This window comes from Streptomyces sp. NRRL S-244 (genome assembly GCF_000717915.1).
Classification (GTDB): domain Bacteria; phylum Actinomycetota; class Actinomycetes; order Streptomycetales; family Streptomycetaceae; genus Streptomyces.
This window is the reverse complement of sequence record NZ_JOCX01000036.1, coordinates 22355-42260: the sequence shown is the minus strand read 5'-3', so window position 1 is coordinate 42260 and position 19906 is coordinate 22355. Positions and strand designations below refer to the sequence as shown.

Sequence of the window (19906 nt, the reverse complement as noted above, 5' to 3'; positions counted from 1 at the left end):
CCCGACACGGAAGGACAGTGGACTGACGGGACGCCCCCGGACCCTTCACCGACCCCGGCCGACCGGAACCCTGCCCCCCCGGAGCCCGATGTCCCCCTCAAGCCCCCTCCAGCCTCCCCACCCTCCCCTTCTCCCCCGCTGCCCAGCAGCCCCCGTCGCCCGCGCAGTCGACCGTGTCGAACGAGCCTTGGGCCAGTGCCCTCCAGGTCCTGCCCCCGTCCGTCGTCACGTCCGTGCCCGTCGGGCCCACCGCCAGGGCCGCCGTGCGCAGGTGCGGGAGCCAGGCCGCGCCCGAGCGGTAGGCGGGGGGCGGGGTCGAGGCCGGGCGCCAGGTGCGGCCCGCGTCCGCCGATACCGCGGCTGCCTGCGGGGAGGCCTCGCCGGTGCGGTAGTCGCCGCCGACCGCGAGGCCCGTCGTACGGTCGCGGAAGGCCAGGGCGAAGACCCCCTTGGCCGGGTCGCCCGCCGGGATCCCCGACTCGGCGATCCGCCAGGTGCGGCCGCGGTCCGCCGAGTGCAGGATCCGGGCGACCGCGCCGCCGCCCGTGGCCAGCCACACGTCGCGCGGCCCGGCGTTCACCAGGCACTGGCCACTGGCCGCGAAGCCCGCCTCGCCCGGCAGGGCGTCCGGCATCCCCGTACTCGGCAGCACCGCCCAGTTGCGGCCGCCGTCGTCCGTCGACAGGATCCGGAACTTGCCGTCCACCGGGTCGCTCATGGCCAGCCCGTGGCGGGAGTCGAAGAAGGTGAGGCAGTCGTAGAAGGCCCGCGGGTCGGGGTTGCGGAAGGCCTCGGTCCAGGTGGCGCCGCCGTCCTCGGTGCGCAGCACCCGCGAAGCCTCGCCCTCCCCGATGGACAGGGCCACCGCGCGCCGTGCGTCGAAGGCCTCGATGTCGCGCAGCTCCAGGCCCTCGGCGACCGCGCCCGGCGGTGAGACGTCACGCCAGCTGCGGCCGCCGTCCACCGTGCGCAGGACCGTGCCCTTGGAGCCGGCCACCCAGGCCGTGGAGCGGCTGACCGCCGCCAGCCCGCGGAACCGGGCGTCCTTGCCGGTGTCCTTCAGCGCCCAGGCCGCGCGCCCGTCCCGTAACCCCTGCACGTCGCCCGGGTCCTCCGCGTGTGCCGGGGCGGCCAGCAGACCCACCGCCAGAGCCGCCGCGCACATGCCAACTCCAAGAAGTCTCATGGCGCCGGAAGCTAATGCACACCGGATTCGGCGTCCAGGGTGCGTCCGTGCCGCCGCGTTCCTACGCTGAGGCCATGCCATCCAAGGAACCCAAGGCCTACGACGGCAAGCGCATCACCGTCACCTACGACACCGGGCGGTGCCTGCACGCCGCCGAATGCGTGAGCGGCCTCCCCGAGGTGTTCGACTCGGGGAAGCGTCCGTGGGTACAGCCGGACGGCGCCGAGCCGGAGCGGGTCGCCGAGGTGATCCGCCGGTGCCCCTCGGGCGCGCTCCAGTACCGGCTCGCCGACGGCGGGCCGGCCGAGGAGCCGGACCGGCCGACCACGGTCGTACGGTCGCCCGCCGGTCAGCTCGTGATGCGCGGCGATCTGCGCGTGACGACCCCCGAAGGGACCGTCCGGCGGGAGACCAGGGCGATGCTTTGCGCCTGTGGAGTGAGCGGGAACCAGCCGTTCTGCGACCACTCGGGGGCGTGCGGCAGCGACTGAGGCCCCTTCACCCGCACCCCTCCCCTCGTTACTCTGTGCGATCAAACGGACGCGTTCCAGCCAATCGGTGACACAGCTCACGTCAGTTCGCATGCACGGATTTGCCGATTCCGGCGTCTATCCGGTTGCCGGGCTTCACCCCACGCCCGGCAGCAGATCCGCCGCAAGGGAGCGAGCCTTGATCACTGTTATCGAGCAGGCCGTGCAGGCCCGTCTGGTCGCCACCGCCCCGAAGGTCGAGACCGTACCCGTCACGCTCTGCTACGACCGTGCCGATCCCTTCGCGGTGCGCATGGCCTTCCCCGCTCCGGCCACCCTGGAAGGCGTCGAGGTTTCGTGGACGTTCGCCCGCGAGCTCCTCGAATCGGGGCTGGACCGCCCCACGGGGTGCGGCGACGTGCGGGTGCGGCCGTACGACATCGACCGGACCACGATCGAGTTCCACGCGCCCGAGGGCGTGGCGATCGTGCTGATGCTGACGGCCGAGCTGCACCGGTTCCTGGAGCGGGCGGCGGCGGTCGTGCCGCCGGGTCTGGAGCACCTGTACCTCGACATGGACCACAGCCTGGCCGAGCTGATGCGCGACCCGCGCTGAAGCCCGGCCCTGGCACCGGCCCCGGCACCGCCCCTCCCCCTCCCCCGCCCCCTCCCACGGTTAATTCGATTGCGGGCGGCTCCGGCCGTCCGTAGCTTCGTCGACGCCCCACTGCCGTCGAAACGGAGCAGGACATTGCTCGTCTGAGGTTCGAGACACCGACCGATCCCACCGATCCCGCCGATCCGCCATCGGATCCCACCGTCGGCTGTCTCCCCGAGTTGCACGTACCACTCACGCAACCTGGAGGCCTCCATGAGCCATACCCCTGCATTCATCACCTGCTCCGCCCTGTCCTTCGACTGGCCCGACGGCACTCCCGTCTTCGAGGACTTCCAGCTGGCCGTCGGCCCCGGCCGCACCGGCCTGATCGGGCTCAACGGCTGCGGGAAGTCCACCCTGCTGAAACTCATCGCGGGTGAACTGAAGCCGTCCGACGGCCAGTTGTCCGTGGCCGGCACCATCGGCTACCTCCCGCAGAGCGTCACCCTCGACACCGCCCTGCGCGTGGACGAGGCGCTCGGCATCCGCACCGTCCGTACCGCCCTGCACGCCATCGAGGCGGGCGAGGCCACCGAGGCGAACTTCGCCGCGGTCGGCGACGACTGGGACGTCGAGGAGCGGGCCCTGGCCGCCCTCGACCAGCTCGGTCTCGCCCGGACCGGCCTGGACCGTACGGTCGGTGAACTGTCCGGCGGCGAATGCGTGTTGCTGCGCCTCGCCGCCCTGCTCCTCGCCCGCCCCGACGTCCTGCTGCTGGACGAGCCGACGAACAACCTGGACCTGCGGGCCCGGCGCCGGCTGTACGCGGCGGTCGAGTCCTGGTCCGGGGTGCTGCTCCTGGTCAGCCACGACCGGGAGCTGCTGGAGCGGGTCGACCAGATCGCCGACCTGCACGACGGTGAAGTCCGCTGGTACGGAGGGAACTTCACGGCGTACGAGGAGCAGCTCGCCGCCGAGCAGGACGCGGCCGAGCGGATGGTCCGGGTCGCGGAGGCCGACGTACAGCGGCAGAAGCGGGAACTGTCCGACGCGCACCTGAAGTTGGCGCGGCGCAAGCGGTACGGCCAGAAGATGTACGACACCAAGCGCGAGCCGAAGATCGTCATGGGCGCCCGCAAGCGCGCGGCGCAGGAGTCGGCCGGCAAGCACCGCATCCTGCACACCGAGAAGCTGGCGCAGGCGAAGGAGCGGCTGGACCAGGCGGCGGAGGCTGTCCGGGACGACGACGAGATCCGGATCGAGCTGCCCGCCACGCAGGTCCCGCCGGGGCGCCGGGTCCTGACCCTGAGCAACGTGCACCTGGCGCACGGGGCCCGGGCCGCGGGCGAGTGGGAGCTGCGCGGGCCGGAGCGGATCGCGCTGGTGGGCCGCAACGGCAGCGGCAAGACGACCCTGCTGCGCACGATCGCGGGGGCGCTCGCGCCGGTGTCCGGTGAGGCGATCACGCACGTGCCGACGCGGTTCCTGCCGCAGCGGCTGGACGTGCTCGACGAGAGCCGGTCGGTGGTGGAGAACGTGGCCCGGTTCGCCCCGCAGGCCTCGAACAACCTGATCCGGGCGCGGCTCGCGCACTTCCTGTTCCGGGGCGCCCGGGCGGACCGGCCGGCCGGCACCCTGTCGGGCGGCGAGCGGTTCCGGGCGGCGCTGGCGGCGCTGCTGCTGGCGGAGCCGGCTCCGCAGCTGCTGATGCTGGACGAGCCGACGAACAACCTGGACCTGGCGAGCGTAGGGCAGCTCACGGACGCGCTGGGGTCGTACCAGGGCGCGCTGCTGGTGGCCAGCCACGACGTGCCGTTCCTGGAGTCGATCGGGATCACCCGGTGGCTGCTGCTCGACGGCGAGCTGGAGCCGACCACGGCCGAGGAGGTGCGCGAGGCGCTCTGGCACGGTTAGGCCGTTTCTTGCGGATCGTGCCGCGACGCCCGCCGTCAAGGCGGGTGTCGCGGGCCACCTGCCGGGGCGACTTTCGCTCCGGCGGGCCCTTCGCGCACGCCCTCAAACTGCACAGATAACCGGATGTAACCGGTCATATGAACGCCTGGGGCTTGGCTGGTCCTCACGCTCCGCTTAACCTACGGATTCGTAGGCTACGGAACCGTAGGTATTTCGCTTTGTCCCCAGGAGCACCCGTGACAATCACCTCTCCCCACCTCGGCAGCTCGGAGGCGTGGACCGACGCCAAGCTGCTGTACGCGCTGGAAGAGGTGGTCGAGAAGGAACTCAACCGCCACCTGAAGGTCACCAAGGACTGGATGCCCCACGAGTACGTCCCGTGGAGCGACGGCCGGAACTTCCCGGGCTTCTTCGAGGACGGCGAGGCCTGGGACCCGGAGCAGTCCAAGGTCACCGACATCGGCAAGATCGCGCTGGTCGTGAACCTGCTGACCGAGGACAACCTCCCCAGCTACCACCACGAGATCGCCACGCTCTTCGGGCGCAACGGCGCCTGGGGCACCTGGGTGCACCGCTGGACGGCCGAGGAGGGCCGCCACGGCATCGTGATGCGCGACTACCTGCTGGCCTCGCGCGCCGTGGACCCGGACAAGCTGGAAGCGTTCCGCATGCAGCACATGTCGGAGGGCTTCGAGTCCGACAACCGGCACTCGATGCTGCACTCGGTGGCGTACGTGGCCTTCCAGGAGCTCGCGACCCGCATCTCGCACCGCAACACCGGCCACCAGTCCGGTGACCCGGTCTGCGACCGGATGCTGGCCCGCATCGCGCAGGACGAGAACCTGCACATGGTCTTCTACCGCAACCTGCTGGGCGCGGCCTTCGAGATCGCCCCGGACCTGACGATGCAGGCCGTGCGGGACGTCGTGGTCAACTTCCGGATGCCCGGTCACGGCATGCCCGGCTTCGAGCGGATGGCCGCGCAGATGGCGATCGGCGGGGTCTACAACCTGCGGATCCACCACGACGACGTGCTGAGCCCGGTGATCCGCTTCCTGAAGATCATGGACATCGACGGTCTCGGCCCGGAGGGCCAGAAGGCCCAGGAGGAGCTCGGGCTCTTCATGAACGGCCTGGACTCCGAGGCCCGCAAGTTCGACGAGCGCCTGGCCGCCCGCGCGGCCCGTATCGCGGCCCGCAAGGCCTGACCGCTCCGCAACGTCACGCAGCGCCGCAGCGCCCCCGCAGCGCCCCGAAACCCTGGCACGGCCCCGCCCTGCCAGGGTTTCGCCTTGTCCGGCGGTGCCGGCCGCTCGCGGGCCCGGTCAGCCGCGCGGGCGCAGGGCGAGGCGCTCCGACTCCGAGAGGCCGCCCCAGACGCCGAATCGCTCGTCGTTGGCCAGGGCGTACTCCAGGCATGCCGCGCGGCCCTCGCACGCCCCGCACAGCCGCTTCGCGTCCCGCAGGGACGAGCCGGGCTCGGGGAAGAAGAAGCCCGGGCCCGTCTGGGCGCAGAGGGCGAGGTCGTACCAGGCGGGTGCTGCGGTGGTGGTGGCGGTGTTCATCGACATGCCGGAGATACTCATCGCCGCCGATGGACGTCCGATCAACGCCTGATCAACACCGCTTCGCTGCCGGCCGCGCTCCTCACGCCCCGGGCGCGGGAGCGCTGGCGATGACCGCGAACCGCGCGCCGTAGGGGTCCGCCAGCTTCGCGAAGCGGCCGACGCCCTCCATGAACACCGGCGACAGCCGGACCTTGCCGCCCGACTCCTCCGCCCGGGCCGCGGTCACATCGCAGTCGGCGACCTCGAAGTACGGGGTCCAGTAGGGGCGTTCGGCGTCCTCCACCGGGTCGGACCCGATCGGGACCAGGCCACCGAAGGCCGCCTCGTCGGACGCGCCCGCCGCCTTGACCACGGTGTACGAGCCGCCTTCGAAGGGCATTTCGCTGATCTCCCACCCGAACACCGAGCCGTAGAAGGCGGCGGCCGCCGGCACGTCGCCCGTGTACAGCTCGGTCCAGCACAGGGTGCCGACGTCGGTCACCGCGCCGAGGCCTTCGATCCTGCCCGGCTGCCAGATCGAGAACGTGACCCCCGCCGGGTCGGCGAAGATCGCCATCCGGCCGAGGCCCATGACGTCCCTGGGCGCGACCGCCACCGTGCCGCCCGCCTTGACCACGGCGGCCGCCGTGGCGTCCGCGTCGGGGCTCTGGAAGTACAGCGTCCAGGCCGACCGGACCTCCTCCGGCGCGACGGCCATGCCGCCGGCCACCGTCTTGCCGTCGAGCTGGAACATCGCGTATCCGCCGGCTTCCTCGCCGCCCGGCCGGTAGTCCCAGCCGAACAGTCCGCTGTAGAACCCGGCGGCGCCGTCGAGGTCGGGCGTGCCGAGGTCGACCCAGTTCGGCGAGCCGTCCGTGTAGTCCGTCGTGAGCATGACCCGTACTCCTTCCGTCCTCCCTGTGAGCATGGCATCCGCCACTGACAGGGCACTCAGTCCTCGTGCTTCGCCCGGCTCGGCTGGACGCGCTTCGGTTCGCCCGGCATCTTCGGGTAGTCCGGCGGGTACGGCATGTCGCCCAGGCCGTGGTCGTGTTCGTGGCGCTCGGCCAGTTCCAGGGCCGCGTCCAGGGTGAAGGCGTGGTCGTCCATGTCCGCGTGCAGGTCCCCGAGCTCGGCGTAGCGCGCCGGCATCGTCGTGATGTCGAAGTCGCGGGGCTCGGCCGAGTCGATCTCGTCCCAGCGCAGCGGGGCCGAGACGGGGGCGTGCGGGCGCGGGCGCACGGAGTACGCCGAGGCGATCGTGCGGTCGCGGGCGGTCTGGTTGTAGTCGACGAAGATCCGCTCGCCGCGCTCCTCCTTCCACCACGCCGTGGTCACCTTGCCGGGCATCCGCTGTTCCAGCTCGCGGCCGATCGCGATCGCGCAGCGCCGGACCTCGGTGAAGGTCCAGCGCGGCTCGATCGGGACGAAGACGTGCAGCCCTCGCCCGCCGGAGGTCTTGGGCCAGCCGCGCAGGCCCAGGTCCTCCAGTACGTCGCGCAGTTCGTGGGCGCAGATCACCGCGTGGTGGTAGTCGGTGCCCGGTTGCGGGTCCAGGTCGATGCGCAGTTCGTCGGGCCGGTCGGTGTCCTCGCGCCGCACCGGCCAGGGGTGGAAGGTGAGGCAGCCGAGGTTGGCGGCCCACAGGACGGCGGCCGGCTCGGTCGGGCAGATCTCGTCGGCCGTCCGCCCGCTGGGGAACTCGATGTGGGCGGTCGGAATCCAGTCGGGCAGGTTCTTCGGGGCCCGCTTCTGGAAGAAGGACTCGCCCTCCACGCCTTCGGGGTAGCGCTCCAGGGTGGTGGGCCGGTTGCGCAGGGCGCGCGTGATCCCGTCGGCCACCGACAGGTAGTACTGCGCCACGTCCAGCTTCGTCAGGCCCCGCTCGGGGAAGTAGACCTTGTCCGGGCTGGACAGCCGCACGGTCCGCCCGCCCGCGTCCAGCTCGATGGCATTACCGGATGCACCCATGTGCGCCACGGTAGGCGGCCCCCGCCTGGTGCGCATACCGGGCGGGCAGGGACGTACCACCGCAGAATCTAAGACATGGATCTGCCCGTGATGCCGCCCGTGAAGCCGATGCTCGCCAAGTCGGTGGCCAAGATCCCGCCGGGTATGCAGTACGAGGCGAAATGGGACGGATTCCGGGCCATCGTGCACCGCGACGGCGACGAGGTGGAGATCGGCAGCCGCACCGGCAAGACCCTGACCCGGTACTTTCCCGAGCTGGTGACCGCGCTGAAGGACAACCTGCCGGCCCGCTGCGTGGTGGACGGCGAGATCGTCATCGTTCACGGCGGGCGGCTGGACTTCGACCGGCTGACCGAGCGGATCCATCCCGCGCAGTCCCGTGTCGACATGCTGGCGCGGACGACCCCCGCCAGCTTCGTCGCCTTCGATCTGCTCGCGCTGGGCGACGAGGGGCTCCTCGACACCCCGCTCGCCGACCGCCGCAACGCCCTCACCAACGCCTTGTCCACTGCTCGGCCCCCCGTTCACCTCGCGCCCGCGACCACTGACCCCGCGCTCGCGCAGGAGTGGTTCGAGCGGTTCGAGGGCGCCGGGCTCGACGGGGTGGTCGCCAAACCGCTCGATCTCCCCTACCGGCCCGATGCCCGTCTCATGTTCAAGATCAAGCACGAGCGTACGGCCGACGTCGTCATCGCGGGTTTCCGTTTCCACAAGAGCGGTCCGATTGTCGGATCGCTGCTCCTGGGCCGGTACGACGACCACGGCGCCCTCCAGCACGTGGGGGTCTGCGCCGCCTTCCCGATGAAGCGCCGCGCCGAGCTGGTGGACGAGCTCGCACCGCTGCGGATGGAGGACACCGCCGGGCACCCCTGGGCCGCCTGGGCCGAGGAGTCCGCGCACGAGAGCGCCCGGCTGCCCGGCGCGCAGAGCCGCTGGACCGGCAAGAAGGACCTCTCCTGGGTGCCGCTGCGCCCCGAGCGCGTCTGCGAGGTCGCGTACGACCACATGGAGGGCGACCGCTTCCGGCACACCGCGCAGTTCCGCCGCTGGCGGCCCGACCGCGAACCGCCGAGCTGTACGTACGCCCAGCTCGAGGAGGTCGTCGGCTACGACCTCGCCGATGTCCTCGGCCCGACCGCCGGGTCGTAGACCAGCCTCTCCCACTCCTCCCGGTCCGGCCCCGCCACGTGCGGCGCGTACCCGGGGCGGGCCGCCAGCCAGCGCTCCACCCGCGCCCGCACCTGCGGGTCCGCGTACGCCCGCTCCGGCGGCTCGACCAGGTGCCGCACCCGCGCGCGGGCCCGCATCACCTCGGGGTCCTCCAGTGCGCACTCGAACAGGGCGGCCACCACGCGCGCCGGATCCGTCCGCCCGGCCCGCGTCGCGAACCGCTCGCCGATGGCCGCGTCGGCCACCACCTGGAAGTCGAACCACGGCTTCAGGGTCCGCACGGCCCACGCGTGGTACGCGGCGGCGAACCGCACCGATCCCGCGTCCTGGTGCGCCGTACGGGCCACCCGGCACGCGGCCCACAGCGCCAGCGAGGTGCCCTGACCCAGCGTCGGGTTGGTGTGCGCGATCGCGTCCCCGATCGCCACCAGTCCGGTCGCCACCGGCCCCCGCTCGTCGACCAGCGCGCTCCACCGGTTGTCCAGGCTCGCCGTGGCCAGTACGCCCGACAGCGGTTCGGCGCCCAGGCCCAGCCAGGCCGCACCGGGCGGAAAGGCGCGCGCGGCGGCCTCGAACACGGCGGGATCGCGCAGCGCGGAGCGGGTGGTGTCCCCGGTGTGGACGAACAGGGTCACGGCGAACACCCGGTTGTCGGCGGGGAAGACGGCGCACCCGGCGAAGGTGCCGCCGGTCACCGCCCAGGGCCGGCGCGGCCCCTCCTCCATCCCCTCGGGCAGCCGGTACCAGCGGCAGAAGTACGCCAGCCCCGTGCGGTGCCGTTCCACGACCGGCGGCCGGCAGCCCGCCGCGGGCAGCAGTCGCTCGACGCCGCCGCGCCGCCCGCCCGCGTCCACGACGAGGTCCCCCGTGTACGCACCGGCCCGCGTGGTCACGCCCCTCACCCGTACGGCGGAGCCCGTCGGCTCGGCCAGCAGCCCGGTCACCGTCTCCCCGTGGTGCATGACGGCTCCCGGTTCCGCGCGCAGCGCGGAGGCCAGGGCGCTCTCCAGCACGATGCGCCGGGCCTGGAGCATCACCAGGTCCTCGTCGCCGGGCCGCGCCGGCGGGCGTACGTCGAACCAGTCCAGCTCGTGCCGCTCGCGGGCCCCGAGCCGCAGCATCTCCGCGTGGACGTCGGGCAGTTCCTGCCGCAGGACGGTACGGGCCGCGCCGAGCAGGGCGTGCGGCTGCGCGGCCTGCGGGACGCCCGGCCGGTGCCATCCGAAGAAGTCCCGGTCGAGCGCGGCACCGGGTGCGCGGGTATCGCGTTCGAACACTTCGGCGGTGTGCCCGTACCGCGCCGCGAGCAGCGCGGTCGCCAGCCCTCCGACACCTCCGCCGATGACCAGCACATGTGCCATTGCGAGCCCCCCGAGCCTCTGAGCCGATGAACGGTACGAAGATCAGACTGCTCAGAGCCTGCACGGACCCGCCCTGGCCGAAACCCGCACACGTGTCCGACGGGCTACGCCCCGCTCGCGCTCCGGCCGGTGCTCCGGCCGGCAGCGCGGTGGGCTTCGAGGGCCCTCCGGCCCTCCTCCTCGATCAGGTCGGTGTTGATCGCCACGGCCGCGCGGACCCCGGCCGCGGCCGCCCCGGCCAGCTGCTCCATGGGGCCGGCCACGTTCCCGGCGGCCCAGACGCCGCTCAGCGCGGTGGCCCCGCTCGCCGGATCGGCCTCCAGGCAGGTGCCGATCGCCGCTCCGGCCCGCTCCACGGTGGCGACGGACAGCCCGAGGCTCGCCGCCACCCCGGCGCGGGCGGTGAACCTCGGGGCCACCACGAGCGCCGTGCACGCCACGGCCGCGCCGTCGGCCAAGGTCACCCCGGCCAGCCGGTCGCCTTCGGTGGCGAGACCGGTCACCTCACCCTCCACCACCGCGACACCGAGTGCGGACAGCAGCTCCCGGTCCGCGTCGGTCAGGCGCCGGGTGTGGGTCAGCAGGGTCACGCGGTCGGTCCAGCTCCGCCACATCTGCGCCTGGTGCACGGCGACGGGGCCGGTGGCCAGGACCGCGACCGGCTCGTCGCGGACCTCCCAGCCGTGGCAGTACGGGCAGTGCAGCACGTCCCGCCCCCAGCGCTCCCGGAGCCCCGGCAGCTGCGGCAGCTCGTCCACCAGCCCGGTGGCGATCAGCAGCCGGCCGGCCCGGACCGAGGACCCGTCGGCGCACCGGACGAGGAAGCCGCCGCCGGGCAGCCGGTCGGCGGCGAGCGCGGTGCCGGCCGCCCCGGAGCGGATCTCGCCCCCGTACCCGGTCACCTCGGCCCGCCCCGCGGCCAGCAGCTCCGCCGGGCTCGCCCCGTCCCGGCCCAGGTAGCCGTGCAGGTGGGCGGCGGGGGCGTTGCGGGGGCTGCCGGAGTCGAGCACCAGCAGCGAACGGCGGGCCCGGGCCAGGGTCAGCGCCCCGGCCAGTCCGGCGGTCCCGCCGCCCACGACCACCACGTCGAAAGAGCCCGTCAGCGTGTTGTCCCTCGCGTCGTCCATACCGCCGAGGGTGCCGCCGGCCGACCCGCTTGACAAACGCTGTTGCCGAACCGGCAAATGGAGCGATGACCACACCGAACGACCAGCCCGGACGCCCGGCACGGGCCGTCCCCCGGCCCAACGCCGTCGTCGGCGTCGGCCTCGTCGTGACCGACGCCGCCGGGCGGGTGCTCCTCGGCCAGGCGCACGACGGCCGCTGGGAACTGCCCGGCGGGAAGGTCGACCCCGGGGAGAGCTTCGAGCAGGCCGCCGCCCGCGAACTGGCCGAGGAAACGGATCTGCGGGCGGCCCCCGGGGACATCCGGATGCTGACCGTCCAGCTCTCCCCCGAGGCCGGGACGACCCGCCTGACCGCGGGGGCCGTCACCGGCGCCGCCCGGGGCACGCCCAAGGTCACCGAGCCGCACAAGATCCTGCGCTGGCAGTGGTTCGCCCCGGACGGGATCCCGGAGGCCCTCTACGCGCCCTCGGTGACGGTCCTGCGGGCCTGGCGCCCCGAGCTCGGGCCGACCCTGCCGCCCGTCCCGTCGTACGACTACCCGACGCCCTAGAGCCGCGAACAGGGGCCACCGACCGGGCGCGCCCCGCCACCGACCGGCCGCCGACCGGCCATCGACCTGCCGCCGCCCCGCCGCCGGCCTGCTGTGACATCTCCCACCCCCTCTTGCCACAGGAAGGAAGGCATACCTAAGTTCAGACGTATGGCCCCACACCACCCCACACCCCCCACCGGCCCGGGCACCCCCGAGCTGGTCGACTTCGCCGTCGACCTCACCGCCCAGGAGGTCCTCCGGCGGGCCCAGGTCATGGCCGCCCTCGGCCCCGACTGGGACCCGATCGAGGTACTGCGCGGTGAAGAGGCGGCGTACGACCTGCTGTACTCCGGCCTCGACGCCGAGCAGCAGCGCGTCTACGACGGCCTGGTCGCCGCCGGCGTGCTCGCCCCGCGCGGGGACGGCCATGCTGCCCCTTGACCCGCAGGCGGACCCCGGGCGACGCGCCTGGGTGGCCTGCCCGAGCTGCGACGACGCCCGCGGCTGCGCTTCCTGCGAGCAGCAGCGCACCTGCTCCGCGCACTGGCGCTACCTGCTCACCAACACCGGCAGCCTGCTGCACCTGCAGTGCCCGTCCTGCGCCCACGTCTGGGTGCACGAGAGCGGCTTCGGCGCCACGCGCTCCCTGTGGAGCCGCATCACCAGCGGCCGGTCGGCCGGACTGTGACCACGGTCTCGGCTCACAGCCCCGCCGGGGCCTTCTGCGCGAAGTAGCCCTCGCTCAGGTCCTCCACGAGCAGCCGCTTCGCGATCGCGTCGGCCGCCGCCCGGAGTTCCTCGCTCCGCGGGCGGCCGCGGTCCTTCTCCAGTTCGCCGCCTAGCCAGTCCCCCCACGCCTTCGTGAGGGTCGCCGCCTCCCGCTGCCCCGCCGGCGTGAGCGTGAAGAAGGCACCCTCGCGGGTCATGTACCCCTCCTGCTCCATCCGGTCGAAGACCGGCACCAGGACCTCCGGCGGCAGGGCGCGGCGCGAGGCGATGAGCCCGAGGCTCGCGTGGCCGACCGTACGGGTCGTGATCTCCACCTGCATCACCGCCCACGCACCCGCGATGTCCAGCCGGGTGTCCGAGGCGTTCACGATCGCCCGCGCCGTCTCCGGCCCCATGTTCCGTACGAGCTTGCCGACCGCCAGCTCCAGCAGTTTGGCCGAATCGCCGGAGGCCGTGGCCGGTGAGGCGAAGCCGTCGCCCATGTCCGTCGACGCCGCGCGGGCGCTGTCGCGCAGCCGGACCTGCTTGAGGAAGAGCGCGACGACGAAGCCGACCCCGGCCACCGGCACCGTCCACAGGAACACCGTGTGCAGTGCGTGCGCGTAGGCCTCGACGATCGGGGCGGCCGCCGCCGGGTCGAGCCCGTGGACGCCCTGGGGGCTCTGGGCTGCCTTCGCCAGCTCCGCCGGATCGGCCCCGGTGGCCCGCGCGGCCTCCGCGACGGCCTTCTCCAGCGCGGGGCCCAGGGTGTTGGCGTAGATGGTTCCGAACACGGCGGTGCCGAACGAGCTGCCGAGCGTACGGAAGAACGTGACACCTGATGTGGCGGTTCCGAGGTCGGCGTAGTCCACGGTGTTCTGCACGGCGATCGTCAGGACCTGCATGCACAGGCCGATCCCGACACCGAGCACGAACATGTACAGCGATTCCAGCCACGCGCCGGTCTCCGGGCCCATCCGCGAGAGCAGGTACAGCCCGACGCCCATCACCAGGCTGCCGACGATGGGGAAGATCCGGTACCGCCCGGTCTTGCTGGTGACGTTCCCGCTGAAGACGGACGCGATCAGCAGCCCGATCACCAGCGGCAGGGTCCGTACGCCCGAGACCGTGGCCGAATCCCCGTCCACGTACTGGAGGTACGTCGGCAGGAAGGTCATCGCGCCGAGCATGGCGAAGCCGACTACGAAGCTGAGCACCGAGCAGACCGTGAAGACCTGGTTCCCGAAGAGCCGCATCGGCAGCATCGGCTCCGCCGCCCGCCTCTCGACCAGGCAGAACAGGGCCAGGGCCAGCACGCCGAGCACGAACAGCCCGATGATCCTCGCGGAGCCCCAGGCGTACTCGTTCCCGCCCCAGCTGGTGGCCAGGATCAGGGCGCTGGAGCCCACCGCGACCAGGGCGATGCCCAGGTAGTCGATCCGGGCGCCCCCGGGTGCCCGGACCGAGGGGATCGTCCGGGCCGCCGCGACGACCACCAGGATCGCGATCGGGACGTTCACGTAGAACGCCCAGCGCCAGGTGAGGTGGTCGGTGAACAGGCCGCCGAGCAGCGGCCCGATGACGGTCGCGACCCCGAAGACGGCGCCGATCGCGCCCTGGTACTTGCCGCGTTCGCGCAGCGGGACCACGTCGGCGATCAGGGCCATGGAGGTGACCATGAGGCCGCCGGCGCCGACGCCCTGGACGCCCCGCCACAGGATGAGCAGGGACATGTTGCTCGCCAGGCCGCACAGGAACGAGCCCGTGATGAAGACGATCGCGGAGATCTGGAAGATCAGTTTCCGGCCGAAGAGGTCACCGAACTTGCCCACGAGCACCGTCGCGACGGTCTCCGCGAGCAGGTACGAGGTCACCACCCACGACATGTGCTCGCCGCCGCCGAGATCCGCCACGATCGTGGGCAGCGCGGTGCCGACGATCGTCTGGTCCAGGGCCGCGAGCAGCACCCCCAGCATGATCGTGCCGAAGACGACGTTGCGCCGCCGCCGGTCCAGCACGGGAGGCTCCGCGGCCGCCGGCGCGGCTGCGGCTTCGGCGGGGGCAGTGGTCACATCTCGCACTCTCACAGCGCCCCCGCCCCACCGCATGCCCACTGAGCCGTACGGGGGACCCTCCCCGGCGGTCCGGCCGGCGCGGGATCAGCGCAGGTAGGCCAGGCCCGGGTGCTCGGCCGCGTACCCTTCCAGCAGCCGCCGGGCCACCCCGACCGAGTCCACCAGCGGGTGCAGCGCGAAGGCCTTGACGGCGTCCGCCCGGGAGCCGCTCGCGGCGGCCGCGAGCACCTCCCGCTCGACCGCCTTGACGGAGGTCACCAGGCCCACCGCGTGCAGCGGCAGCGGGTCCACGGCCACCGGGTGCGCGCCGTTCGCGTCGACCAGGCACGGCACCTCGATGACCGCCTGCGCGTCGAGCACGGACAGCACGCCGCGGCCCGGCACGTTGAGGATCAGCGTGGCCCGCTCGTCCCGCGCGATGGCCCGCATCAGCGCGAGCGCCACCTTCTCGTACCCGCCGGACTCCAGATCGCTCTCGTCGCGCTCGCCCATGCCGGCCGCCTCGCGGTTCTCGGCCATGTACGTGGCCTCCCGCTCGGCCCGGGTCCGGTCCCAGGCGGCCAGCGCCGCCCCGGCCGCCTGGTCCGCCCGGCCCGCCTCGGCGTAGAACCCGCGCTGCTGGTCGCGCAGGAACGCCCCGCGGGTCTGCTTGGCCTGCGTGTACGCCCGTACGGTGTCGCGGTTGAAGTAGTAATAGTGCAGGTACTCGTTCGGGATCGCGCCGAGCGAGCGCAGCCACTCGGCCCCGAACAGGCGGCCCTCCTCGAAGGACTCCAGCGCCTCGGTGTCGGCCAGCAGCCGCGGCAGTTCGTCGCGGCCGCCGATGCGCAGCCCGCGGACCCAGCCCAGGTGGTTGAGGCCGACGTAGTCGATCCAGGCCTCCTCGGGGCGGGCACCGAGCAGCCGGGCGATGCGCCGGCCGAGCCCCACCGGGGAATCGCAGATCCCGATCACCCGGTCGCCGAGCTCCTCGGCCATGGCCTCGGTGACCAGCCCGGCCGGGTTGGTGAAGTTGATGACCCAGGCCTCGGGGGCGATGCGGGCCACCCGGCGGGCGATCTCCCGGGCGACCGGCACCGTCCGCAGGCCGTACGCGATCCCGCCCGCGCCGACCGTCTCCTGGCCCAGCACGCCCTCGGCCAGCGCGACCCGCTCGTCGGCGGCGCGCCCTTCGAGGCCGCCGACGCGGATGGCGGAGAAGACGAAGTCGGCCCCGCGCAGGGCCTCGTCGAGGTCCCCGGTGGCGGTGACGGCCGGGGCGTCGGGCGCTCCGGAGGCGGCCGCCTGGTCCGCCAGCACCCGGGCCATGGCGCGGAGCCGGGCGGGGTCCTCGTCGTACAGCGTCACCTGGGACACCCGGCCCTCGGCATGGTCGCCGAGGAGTGCACCGTAGACGAGCGGGACCCGGAATCCGCCCCCGCCGAGGATGGTCAGCCGCACGCCTTACCGCCCTTCGCCCGTGCCACGATCGGTGCCACGATCCGTGGCATCCGATCCGCGACACGGGATCGACCCGTGATGGAGGCTCCCAGTGTCCCCCGCCGGGACTAGTCCTCCAGCGAGGGCACGGCGCGCAGCCGGGGCCCCTGGTGGAGCGGGGCGGTCGCGCCGCCCCGGACCGGGTCCGTCGCCGCGCCCTGCGGAGTCGACAGGATCATGGTGATCCGGGTGAGGCCCATCCCGTCGAGCATCCGGCTGGATTCGGCCACCATCCGGCAGCGCACGTGGCCCCAGCGCGGGTCCCAGTGGCGGACGGTCCGCACGGCCCCGTCGCGCTCGGCGGCGTCCGCCCCGTGGGTGCTCAGCCAGTGCGGCACCCCGTAGCGGTAGGCCGCCTCCATGAACGGATCGCGGGCCACCTCCTGGCGGATGCTGCTCAGGCCCTCGTCCTCCGGGGCCGCGGCGAGCGCGCCGGCGAACTGGGCCAGCAGCGGTACGCACCAGGCCGGTTCGTGGTCCTCCAGCACGGCCGCGGCGTCCGGGTGGAACAGCACGAAGCGCAGGAAGTTGTCGTCCGGCAGGGCCGTCGGATGCGGGCGCACCGACTGGAAGAGCTTGTCGAACGCCGAGTTGGTGAGCGCCACGTCCCAGCGGTGGTCCACCAGGAAGCTCGGGTACGGCACGGCCTCCATGAGCGCCGCGTAGTCGCACAGGTAGTCGCGCTGGGCGGGGTCCTGGGGCAGCCGGCTCTCCTCGGCCGCCCGCCAGGTCGACGGCGGGTCCCGGTCGACCATGACGCGGAAGAGCCAGAAGCACTGCCGCTCGCTCATCTCCAAGGCCTCGGCCAGGGCGAGCAGTTTGCGGTCGGTCCATTCCTTGACCAGGCCGCGTTCCCAGTTGCCGTAGGCGCGGACGCTGATGCGCAGCCGGGCGGCGAGGTCCTCCTGGCTCAGGCCCAGTTCCTCGCGCCGCTGGCGCAAAATCTCCTTGCGTCGCTCCGACCGCACTGCGCCGCGTGCGGACTCTTCGCCCGCAAGGCGCTCCTCACCGGCTCGGGCAAACCCATCGGACGGGCCCACCGCTGCGAGATGTGGCACCGAGAGCTCCCCCTCTTCACGGTCTGGATCTTCAATTTCCTCTGGCGATCCTGCTACCGACTTCATTCGAGTGTCAACTATCGTGGCAATTCCAGCCTCTTGACAGCTCATTCCCGCCACAGCTGTGGCAAGTTCTGGCCCTGCGGCGGGTCCTCGGCTAGATTCCAAAAGCCGACCATGTGCCCGTACCGACCCCGCCGCGATCTAGGAGAACCACTGGTGACAGACGGCTTCCCGGCTCCCGTCGCGGTGGCCAACGCGCCCCTGGCAGCCACCGTCACGCGCGTCGCCGAACTCGCGGGCAAGATGGGCCACGACCTGAACAAGGTCTTCGACCTGCGCCGCCTCTCCGAGGCCTCCGGCGTACCCGCCGACGTGGTCCGGTCCCTGCTGGACGGCCGGCCCGCCGTCGAGCCCTGCCTGCAGACGCGCTTCCTCCAGCGCCTCGACCTGCTCCGGCGCACCCGGCTGAAACCGAACGGACGCCGCTACACACAGCAGGAGATCGCGGACGGCGCCGGCATGTCCCGCCAGCAGGCGGGCGCCCTCATCAACGGCGACCGCCGGCCCACCATGGAGCACTGCGACGCGATCCAGCGCTTCTTCGGCGTCCACGCCGGCTTCCTCACCGCGCACGACGCCGAGGCCCTCACCGACGCCCTCCAGCGGACCGAGCAGCAGCTGCTCCAGGACTACGCGGGCCGCACGCGCGAAACCGTACCCGCCCCGGCGGCTTCGACCGGCGATCCGCTGGCAAGACTCCTGCAGAACCACGGTGTCCGCGGCATCGCCTGGCGCGCGGCCCAACTGCCCAGCGACAAACACCGGGACAAGGTGACCGAGTGGCTGGACATGCTTCTCGAAAGCGTCAAACCGAATGAATGATGACCCGGTCGAGAGTCTGGGTCTGATCCTTGAGTCCTGATCCGGATCCGCGCCGACGGGGAGAACGGTGAGCATAGGCAGAGAGCAGCGCCGGTTGTGCGGCGAACTGGTGGCCGGGCTCCGGCTGACCGCGCCCGTGGAACCCGTGGACCTCTACGCCGCCCTCTGCGAGGGCATGAGCAGACACCGCGGCCGCCGGGTGGACTTCCGGATGGCCTCGTTCCCGCCGGGGACGGCCAGCGGACTGTGGCTCGACATGGCGGACCGCGATCTGGTGGTCATCGAGGAACGCACCGCACCCGACCACCAGCTGGTCATCCTGGGCCACGAGCTGTGGCACATGAAGGCCGGCCACTGCAGCCACCACGTCGACGGAGCCGCCGTCGCCGCCCGGATGCTCTCCGACGAGGCCGACCTCGGCGAGACCGTCCGGAGCGTGGCCGCGCGCACGCGGGCCGACGTCTCGGAAGAGACCGAGGCGGAGACGTTCGGTTTACTGTTGGGCAGCCGGTGCCGGACCTGGCTCGCCGGTTCCGCGAGCCATCGGGCGCCCGCACAGCGTGATCAGTTGGCGGGCCGCATCGAGGCCTCGCTCGGATACCGGGGGCACAGGAACGACCGTTGAACGGCCAGGACTACTACATACCGGCAGCCGCCCTGGCGGTCTCACTCGCCTTCAAGCTGCCGGCGCTACGGCACAACTGGCGCGACCCGCTCCTGCGGTCGGTCTGCGCCCTGCTGGTCCTGGCCGGGTCGGTGTTCACCTTCGCCGCCCCGCCCACCATCGAGGCGGTCAACAAGTGGACCGGCATCACCAACGTCTCCGCCCCGCTCGTCTACTGCCTGATCACCCTATTCAGCGCCGCCTGCCTGGTGCTGATCGTGAACTGGCGCGGCGGCCCGCCCGAAGAGACCCGGCGCATCTCGCGCCGCTGGATGCTCGGCTACGGCGGGGTCGTCGTGGTGCTGGTGGTGCTCTTCGCGCTCGGCGACGCCCCGGTCGAGCGGCTGCGCGACTTCGACACGTACTACGCCAACACCCCGTACATCCAGCAGATGATCGCCCTCTACCTGACGGCGCACCTGGTGGCGGCCGTCGTGATGGTGGCCATGTGCTGGCGCTGGTCCCTCCAGGTGCACGGCTGGCTGCGGATCGGCCTGATGATCATCGTCTCGGGCTACGTCTTCAACCTCAGCTACGACGCCACCAAGATCTCCGCGGTCGTCGCCCGCTGGGCCGGCCACGACCTCGACGACCTGAGCACCTACATCGCCCCGCCGCTCGCCTCCGTCGGCGCCCTGATCAGCGCGATCGGATTCGTCCTGCCCCTGCTGTGCCAGCGGCTGTCCGACAGCTGGCAGACCTGGACCACGTACCGGCGCCTCGGCGCGCTCTGGCACGAGGTGCAGATCGGCGCCCCCAGCGGCACGCCCTGCGTGCAGATGTCCTGGTGGGCCCCGGCGGAGCTGCGGGTGATCCAGCGCGAGTCGGACATCCACGACGGATTCCTGCACCTCGGCCCGTACTTCGACCCCGGCCGCCGCGAGGACGCGTACGCGCGGGCCCTCGCGGCGGGGGCGAAGGAGGAGACGGCGCGGGCGGTAGCCGACGCGGCGATGGTCGCGGCCGCCGTCCAGGCCCGCTCGGCGGACCCCGAGGGCGCGGTCATCGGGGCGAGCGACGAGAGCGTCCTCGACACCCTCGGGGGGCCGCGCGACCTCGTACGGATCTCGCACGCGCTACGGCATTCGCCGGTGGTGGCGGCCGTACGGCGGCAGGTGGCGCTGTCGGGGAGCGGACCGGCCTGAGCCGGCGGCCTCAGG

At 72.7% G+C, this 19906-nt stretch carries 20 protein-coding genes; 11 read left to right on the top strand and 9 right to left on the bottom strand.

Annotation, left to right across the window (positions count from 1 at the left end; all coding sequences use genetic code 11):
* Positions 1-97: 97 nt before the first annotated feature.
* Entirely contained in the window at positions 98-1165 is a 1068-nt protein-coding gene (locus IF02_RS0129325) for a WD40/YVTN/BNR-like repeat-containing protein (protein WP_037837348.1), read from the bottom strand.
* A 95-nt stretch (positions 1166-1260) separates the two neighbouring features.
* On the opposite strand from IF02_RS0129325, the gene IF02_RS0129320 reads away from it, so the two are divergent.
* From IF02_RS0129320 to IF02_RS0129305, 4 genes are all read left to right on the top strand, one after another.
* Entirely contained in the window at positions 1261-1677 is a 417-nt protein-coding gene (locus IF02_RS0129320) for a (4Fe-4S)-binding protein (RefSeq protein WP_030162233.1), read from the top strand.
* Positions 1678-1855: 178 nt separating this feature from the next.
* On the top strand, positions 1856-2272 hold the full coding sequence (locus IF02_RS0129315; RefSeq protein ID WP_030162230.1) for an SsgA family sporulation/cell division regulator: 417 nt from the start codon (positions 1856-1858) through the stop codon (positions 2270-2272).
* A gap of 255 nt (positions 2273-2527) precedes the next feature.
* The gene (locus IF02_RS0129310; RefSeq protein ID WP_030162227.1) at positions 2528-4168 is read left to right on the top strand and encodes an ABC-F family ATP-binding cassette domain-containing protein; all 1641 of its coding nucleotides are present in this window, start codon (positions 2528-2530) and stop codon (positions 4166-4168) included.
* A gap of 236 nt (positions 4169-4404) precedes the next feature.
* Positions 4405-5376: an acyl-ACP desaturase gene (locus IF02_RS0129305; protein WP_030162225.1), complete on the top strand. Its 972-nt coding sequence runs from the start codon at positions 4405-4407 to the stop codon at positions 5374-5376.
* Between the two features lie 117 nt (positions 5377-5493).
* Here the strand turns inward: IF02_RS0129305 and IF02_RS0129300 are convergent, their stop codons facing one another.
* The 3 genes from IF02_RS0129300 to ligD form a co-directional block, all read right to left on the bottom strand.
* Positions 5494-5739, bottom strand: a complete 246-nt coding sequence (locus IF02_RS0129300; protein WP_030162223.1) for a WhiB family transcriptional regulator — start codon at positions 5737-5739, stop codon at positions 5494-5496.
* Positions 5740-5815: 76 nt separating this feature from the next.
* The gene (locus IF02_RS0129295) at positions 5816-6610 is read right to left on the bottom strand and encodes a VOC family protein (protein ID WP_030162221.1); all 795 of its coding nucleotides are present in this window, start codon (positions 6608-6610) and stop codon (positions 5816-5818) included.
* Between the two features lie 56 nt (positions 6611-6666).
* Complete coding sequence (gene ligD / locus IF02_RS0129290; protein WP_030162219.1) at positions 6667-7686, bottom strand: non-homologous end-joining DNA ligase; 1020 nt, start codon at positions 7684-7686, stop codon at positions 6667-6669.
* A gap of 75 nt (positions 7687-7761) precedes the next feature.
* Between ligD and IF02_RS0129285 the strand changes: the two genes are divergently transcribed.
* Positions 7762-8835 carry an ATP-dependent DNA ligase gene (locus tag IF02_RS0129285; RefSeq protein ID WP_030162217.1) on the top strand — a complete coding sequence of 358 codons (1074 nt, stop codon included), beginning with the start codon at positions 7762-7764 and terminating at the stop codon, positions 8833-8835.
* Here the strand turns inward: IF02_RS0129285 and IF02_RS0129280 are convergent.
* The gene (locus IF02_RS0129280) at positions 8793-10217 is read right to left on the bottom strand and encodes an NAD(P)/FAD-dependent oxidoreductase (protein WP_030162214.1); all 1425 of its coding nucleotides are present in this window, start codon (positions 10215-10217) and stop codon (positions 8793-8795) included. The genes IF02_RS0129285 and IF02_RS0129280 overlap by 43 nt on opposite strands.
* Before the next feature lie 104 nt (positions 10218-10321).
* Positions 10322-11344, bottom strand: a complete 1023-nt coding sequence (locus IF02_RS0129275; protein ID WP_030162212.1) for an NAD(P)/FAD-dependent oxidoreductase — start codon at positions 11342-11344, stop codon at positions 10322-10324.
* A gap of 65 nt (positions 11345-11409) precedes the next feature.
* On the opposite strand from IF02_RS0129275, the gene IF02_RS0129270 reads away from it, so the two are divergent.
* The 3 genes from IF02_RS0129270 to IF02_RS0129260 all read left to right on the top strand — a co-directional run bounded on the left by IF02_RS0129270 (position 11410) and on the right by IF02_RS0129260 (position 12565).
* Positions 11410-11895 (top strand): nucleotide triphosphate diphosphatase NUDT15, encoded by a 486-nt coding sequence (locus tag IF02_RS0129270; protein ID WP_030162210.1) that lies wholly within the window; start codon positions 11410-11412, stop codon positions 11893-11895.
* A 150-nt stretch (positions 11896-12045) separates the two neighbouring features.
* Positions 12046-12318: a DUF6400 family protein gene (locus tag IF02_RS0129265; RefSeq protein ID WP_030162208.1), complete on the top strand. Its 273-nt coding sequence runs from the start codon at positions 12046-12048 to the stop codon at positions 12316-12318.
* Positions 12305-12565 (top strand): hypothetical protein, encoded by a 261-nt coding sequence (locus IF02_RS0129260; RefSeq protein WP_030162206.1) that lies wholly within the window; start codon positions 12305-12307, stop codon positions 12563-12565. The genes IF02_RS0129265 and IF02_RS0129260 overlap by 14 nt, the downstream gene beginning before the upstream one ends.
* A gap of 13 nt (positions 12566-12578) precedes the next feature.
* Here the strand turns inward: IF02_RS0129260 and IF02_RS0129255 are convergent, their stop codons facing one another.
* The 3 genes from IF02_RS0129255 to IF02_RS0129245 form a co-directional block, all read right to left on the bottom strand.
* Positions 12579-14693 carry an MDR family MFS transporter gene (locus tag IF02_RS0129255; RefSeq protein WP_199809304.1) on the bottom strand — a complete coding sequence of 705 codons (2115 nt, stop codon included), beginning with the start codon at positions 14691-14693 and terminating at the stop codon, positions 12579-12581.
* Between the two features lie 51 nt (positions 14694-14744).
* The gene (locus IF02_RS0129250; protein WP_030162202.1) at positions 14745-16100 is read right to left on the bottom strand and encodes a 6-phospho-beta-glucosidase; all 1356 of its coding nucleotides are present in this window, start codon (positions 16098-16100) and stop codon (positions 14745-14747) included.
* Between the two features lie 107 nt (positions 16101-16207).
* Positions 16208-17080: a helix-turn-helix domain-containing protein gene (locus IF02_RS0129245; protein ID WP_037837347.1), complete on the bottom strand. Its 873-nt coding sequence runs from the start codon at positions 17078-17080 to the stop codon at positions 16208-16210.
* A gap of 336 nt (positions 17081-17416) precedes the next feature.
* Here IF02_RS0129245 and IF02_RS0129240 point away from each other — a divergent pair, with 336 nt between their 5' ends.
* The 3 genes from IF02_RS0129240 (at position 17417) to IF02_RS0129230 (ending at position 19891) form a co-directional block, all read left to right on the top strand.
* Positions 17417-18082: a helix-turn-helix domain-containing protein gene (locus tag IF02_RS0129240; protein WP_030162198.1), complete on the top strand. Its 666-nt coding sequence runs from the start codon at positions 17417-17419 to the stop codon at positions 18080-18082.
* 67 nt (positions 18083-18149) lie between these two features.
* Positions 18150-18707 carry a hypothetical protein gene (locus IF02_RS0129235; protein ID WP_030162197.1) on the top strand — a complete coding sequence of 186 codons (558 nt, stop codon included), beginning with the start codon at positions 18150-18152 and terminating at the stop codon, positions 18705-18707.
* Positions 18704-19891, top strand: coding sequence for an MAB_1171c family putative transporter (locus IF02_RS0129230; RefSeq protein ID WP_030162195.1), 1188 nt, complete (start codon positions 18704-18706; stop codon positions 19889-19891). The genes IF02_RS0129235 and IF02_RS0129230 overlap by 4 nt, the downstream gene beginning before the upstream one ends.
* The last annotated feature ends 15 nt before the right edge of the window (positions 19892-19906 follow it).

Excerpts from the sequence above, each read along its gene's own strand:
- IF02_RS0129270 (WP_030162210.1), top strand. The coding sequence starts at position 11,410 with ATGACCACACCGAACGACCAGCCCGGACGCCCGGCACGGGCCGTCCCC.
- IF02_RS0129275 (WP_030162212.1), bottom strand. The coding sequence starts at position 11,344 with ATGGACGACGCGAGGGACAACACGCTGACGGGCTCTTTCGACGTGGTG.
- IF02_RS0129265 (WP_030162208.1), top strand. The coding sequence starts at position 12,046 with ATGGCCCCACACCACCCCACACCCCCCACCGGCCCGGGCACCCCCGAG.
- IF02_RS0129280 (WP_030162214.1), bottom strand. The coding sequence starts at position 10,217 with ATGGCACATGTGCTGGTCATCGGCGGAGGTGTCGGAGGGCTGGCGACC.
- IF02_RS0129285 (WP_030162217.1), top strand. The coding sequence starts at position 7,762 with ATGGATCTGCCCGTGATGCCGCCCGTGAAGCCGATGCTCGCCAAGTCG.
- IF02_RS0129320 (WP_030162233.1), top strand. The coding sequence starts at position 1,261 with ATGCCATCCAAGGAACCCAAGGCCTACGACGGCAAGCGCATCACCGTC.
- IF02_RS0129295 (WP_030162221.1), bottom strand. The coding sequence starts at position 6,610 with ATGCTCACGACGGACTACACGGACGGCTCGCCGAACTGGGTCGACCTC.
- IF02_RS0129325 (WP_037837348.1), bottom strand. The coding sequence starts at position 1,165 with ATGTGCGCGGCGGCTCTGGCGGTGGGTCTGCTGGCCGCCCCGGCACAC.
- IF02_RS0129260 (WP_030162206.1), top strand. The coding sequence starts at position 12,305 with ATGCTGCCCCTTGACCCGCAGGCGGACCCCGGGCGACGCGCCTGGGTG.
- IF02_RS0129310 (WP_030162227.1), top strand. The coding sequence starts at position 2,528 with ATGAGCCATACCCCTGCATTCATCACCTGCTCCGCCCTGTCCTTCGAC.
- IF02_RS0129255 (WP_199809304.1), bottom strand. The coding sequence starts at position 14,693 with ATGCGGTGGGGCGGGGGCGCTGTGAGAGTGCGAGATGTGACCACTGCC.
- ligD (WP_030162219.1), bottom strand. The coding sequence starts at position 7,686 with ATGGGTGCATCCGGTAATGCCATCGAGCTGGACGCGGGCGGGCGGACC.
- IF02_RS0129300 (WP_030162223.1), bottom strand. The coding sequence starts at position 5,739 with ATGTCGATGAACACCGCCACCACCACCGCAGCACCCGCCTGGTACGAC.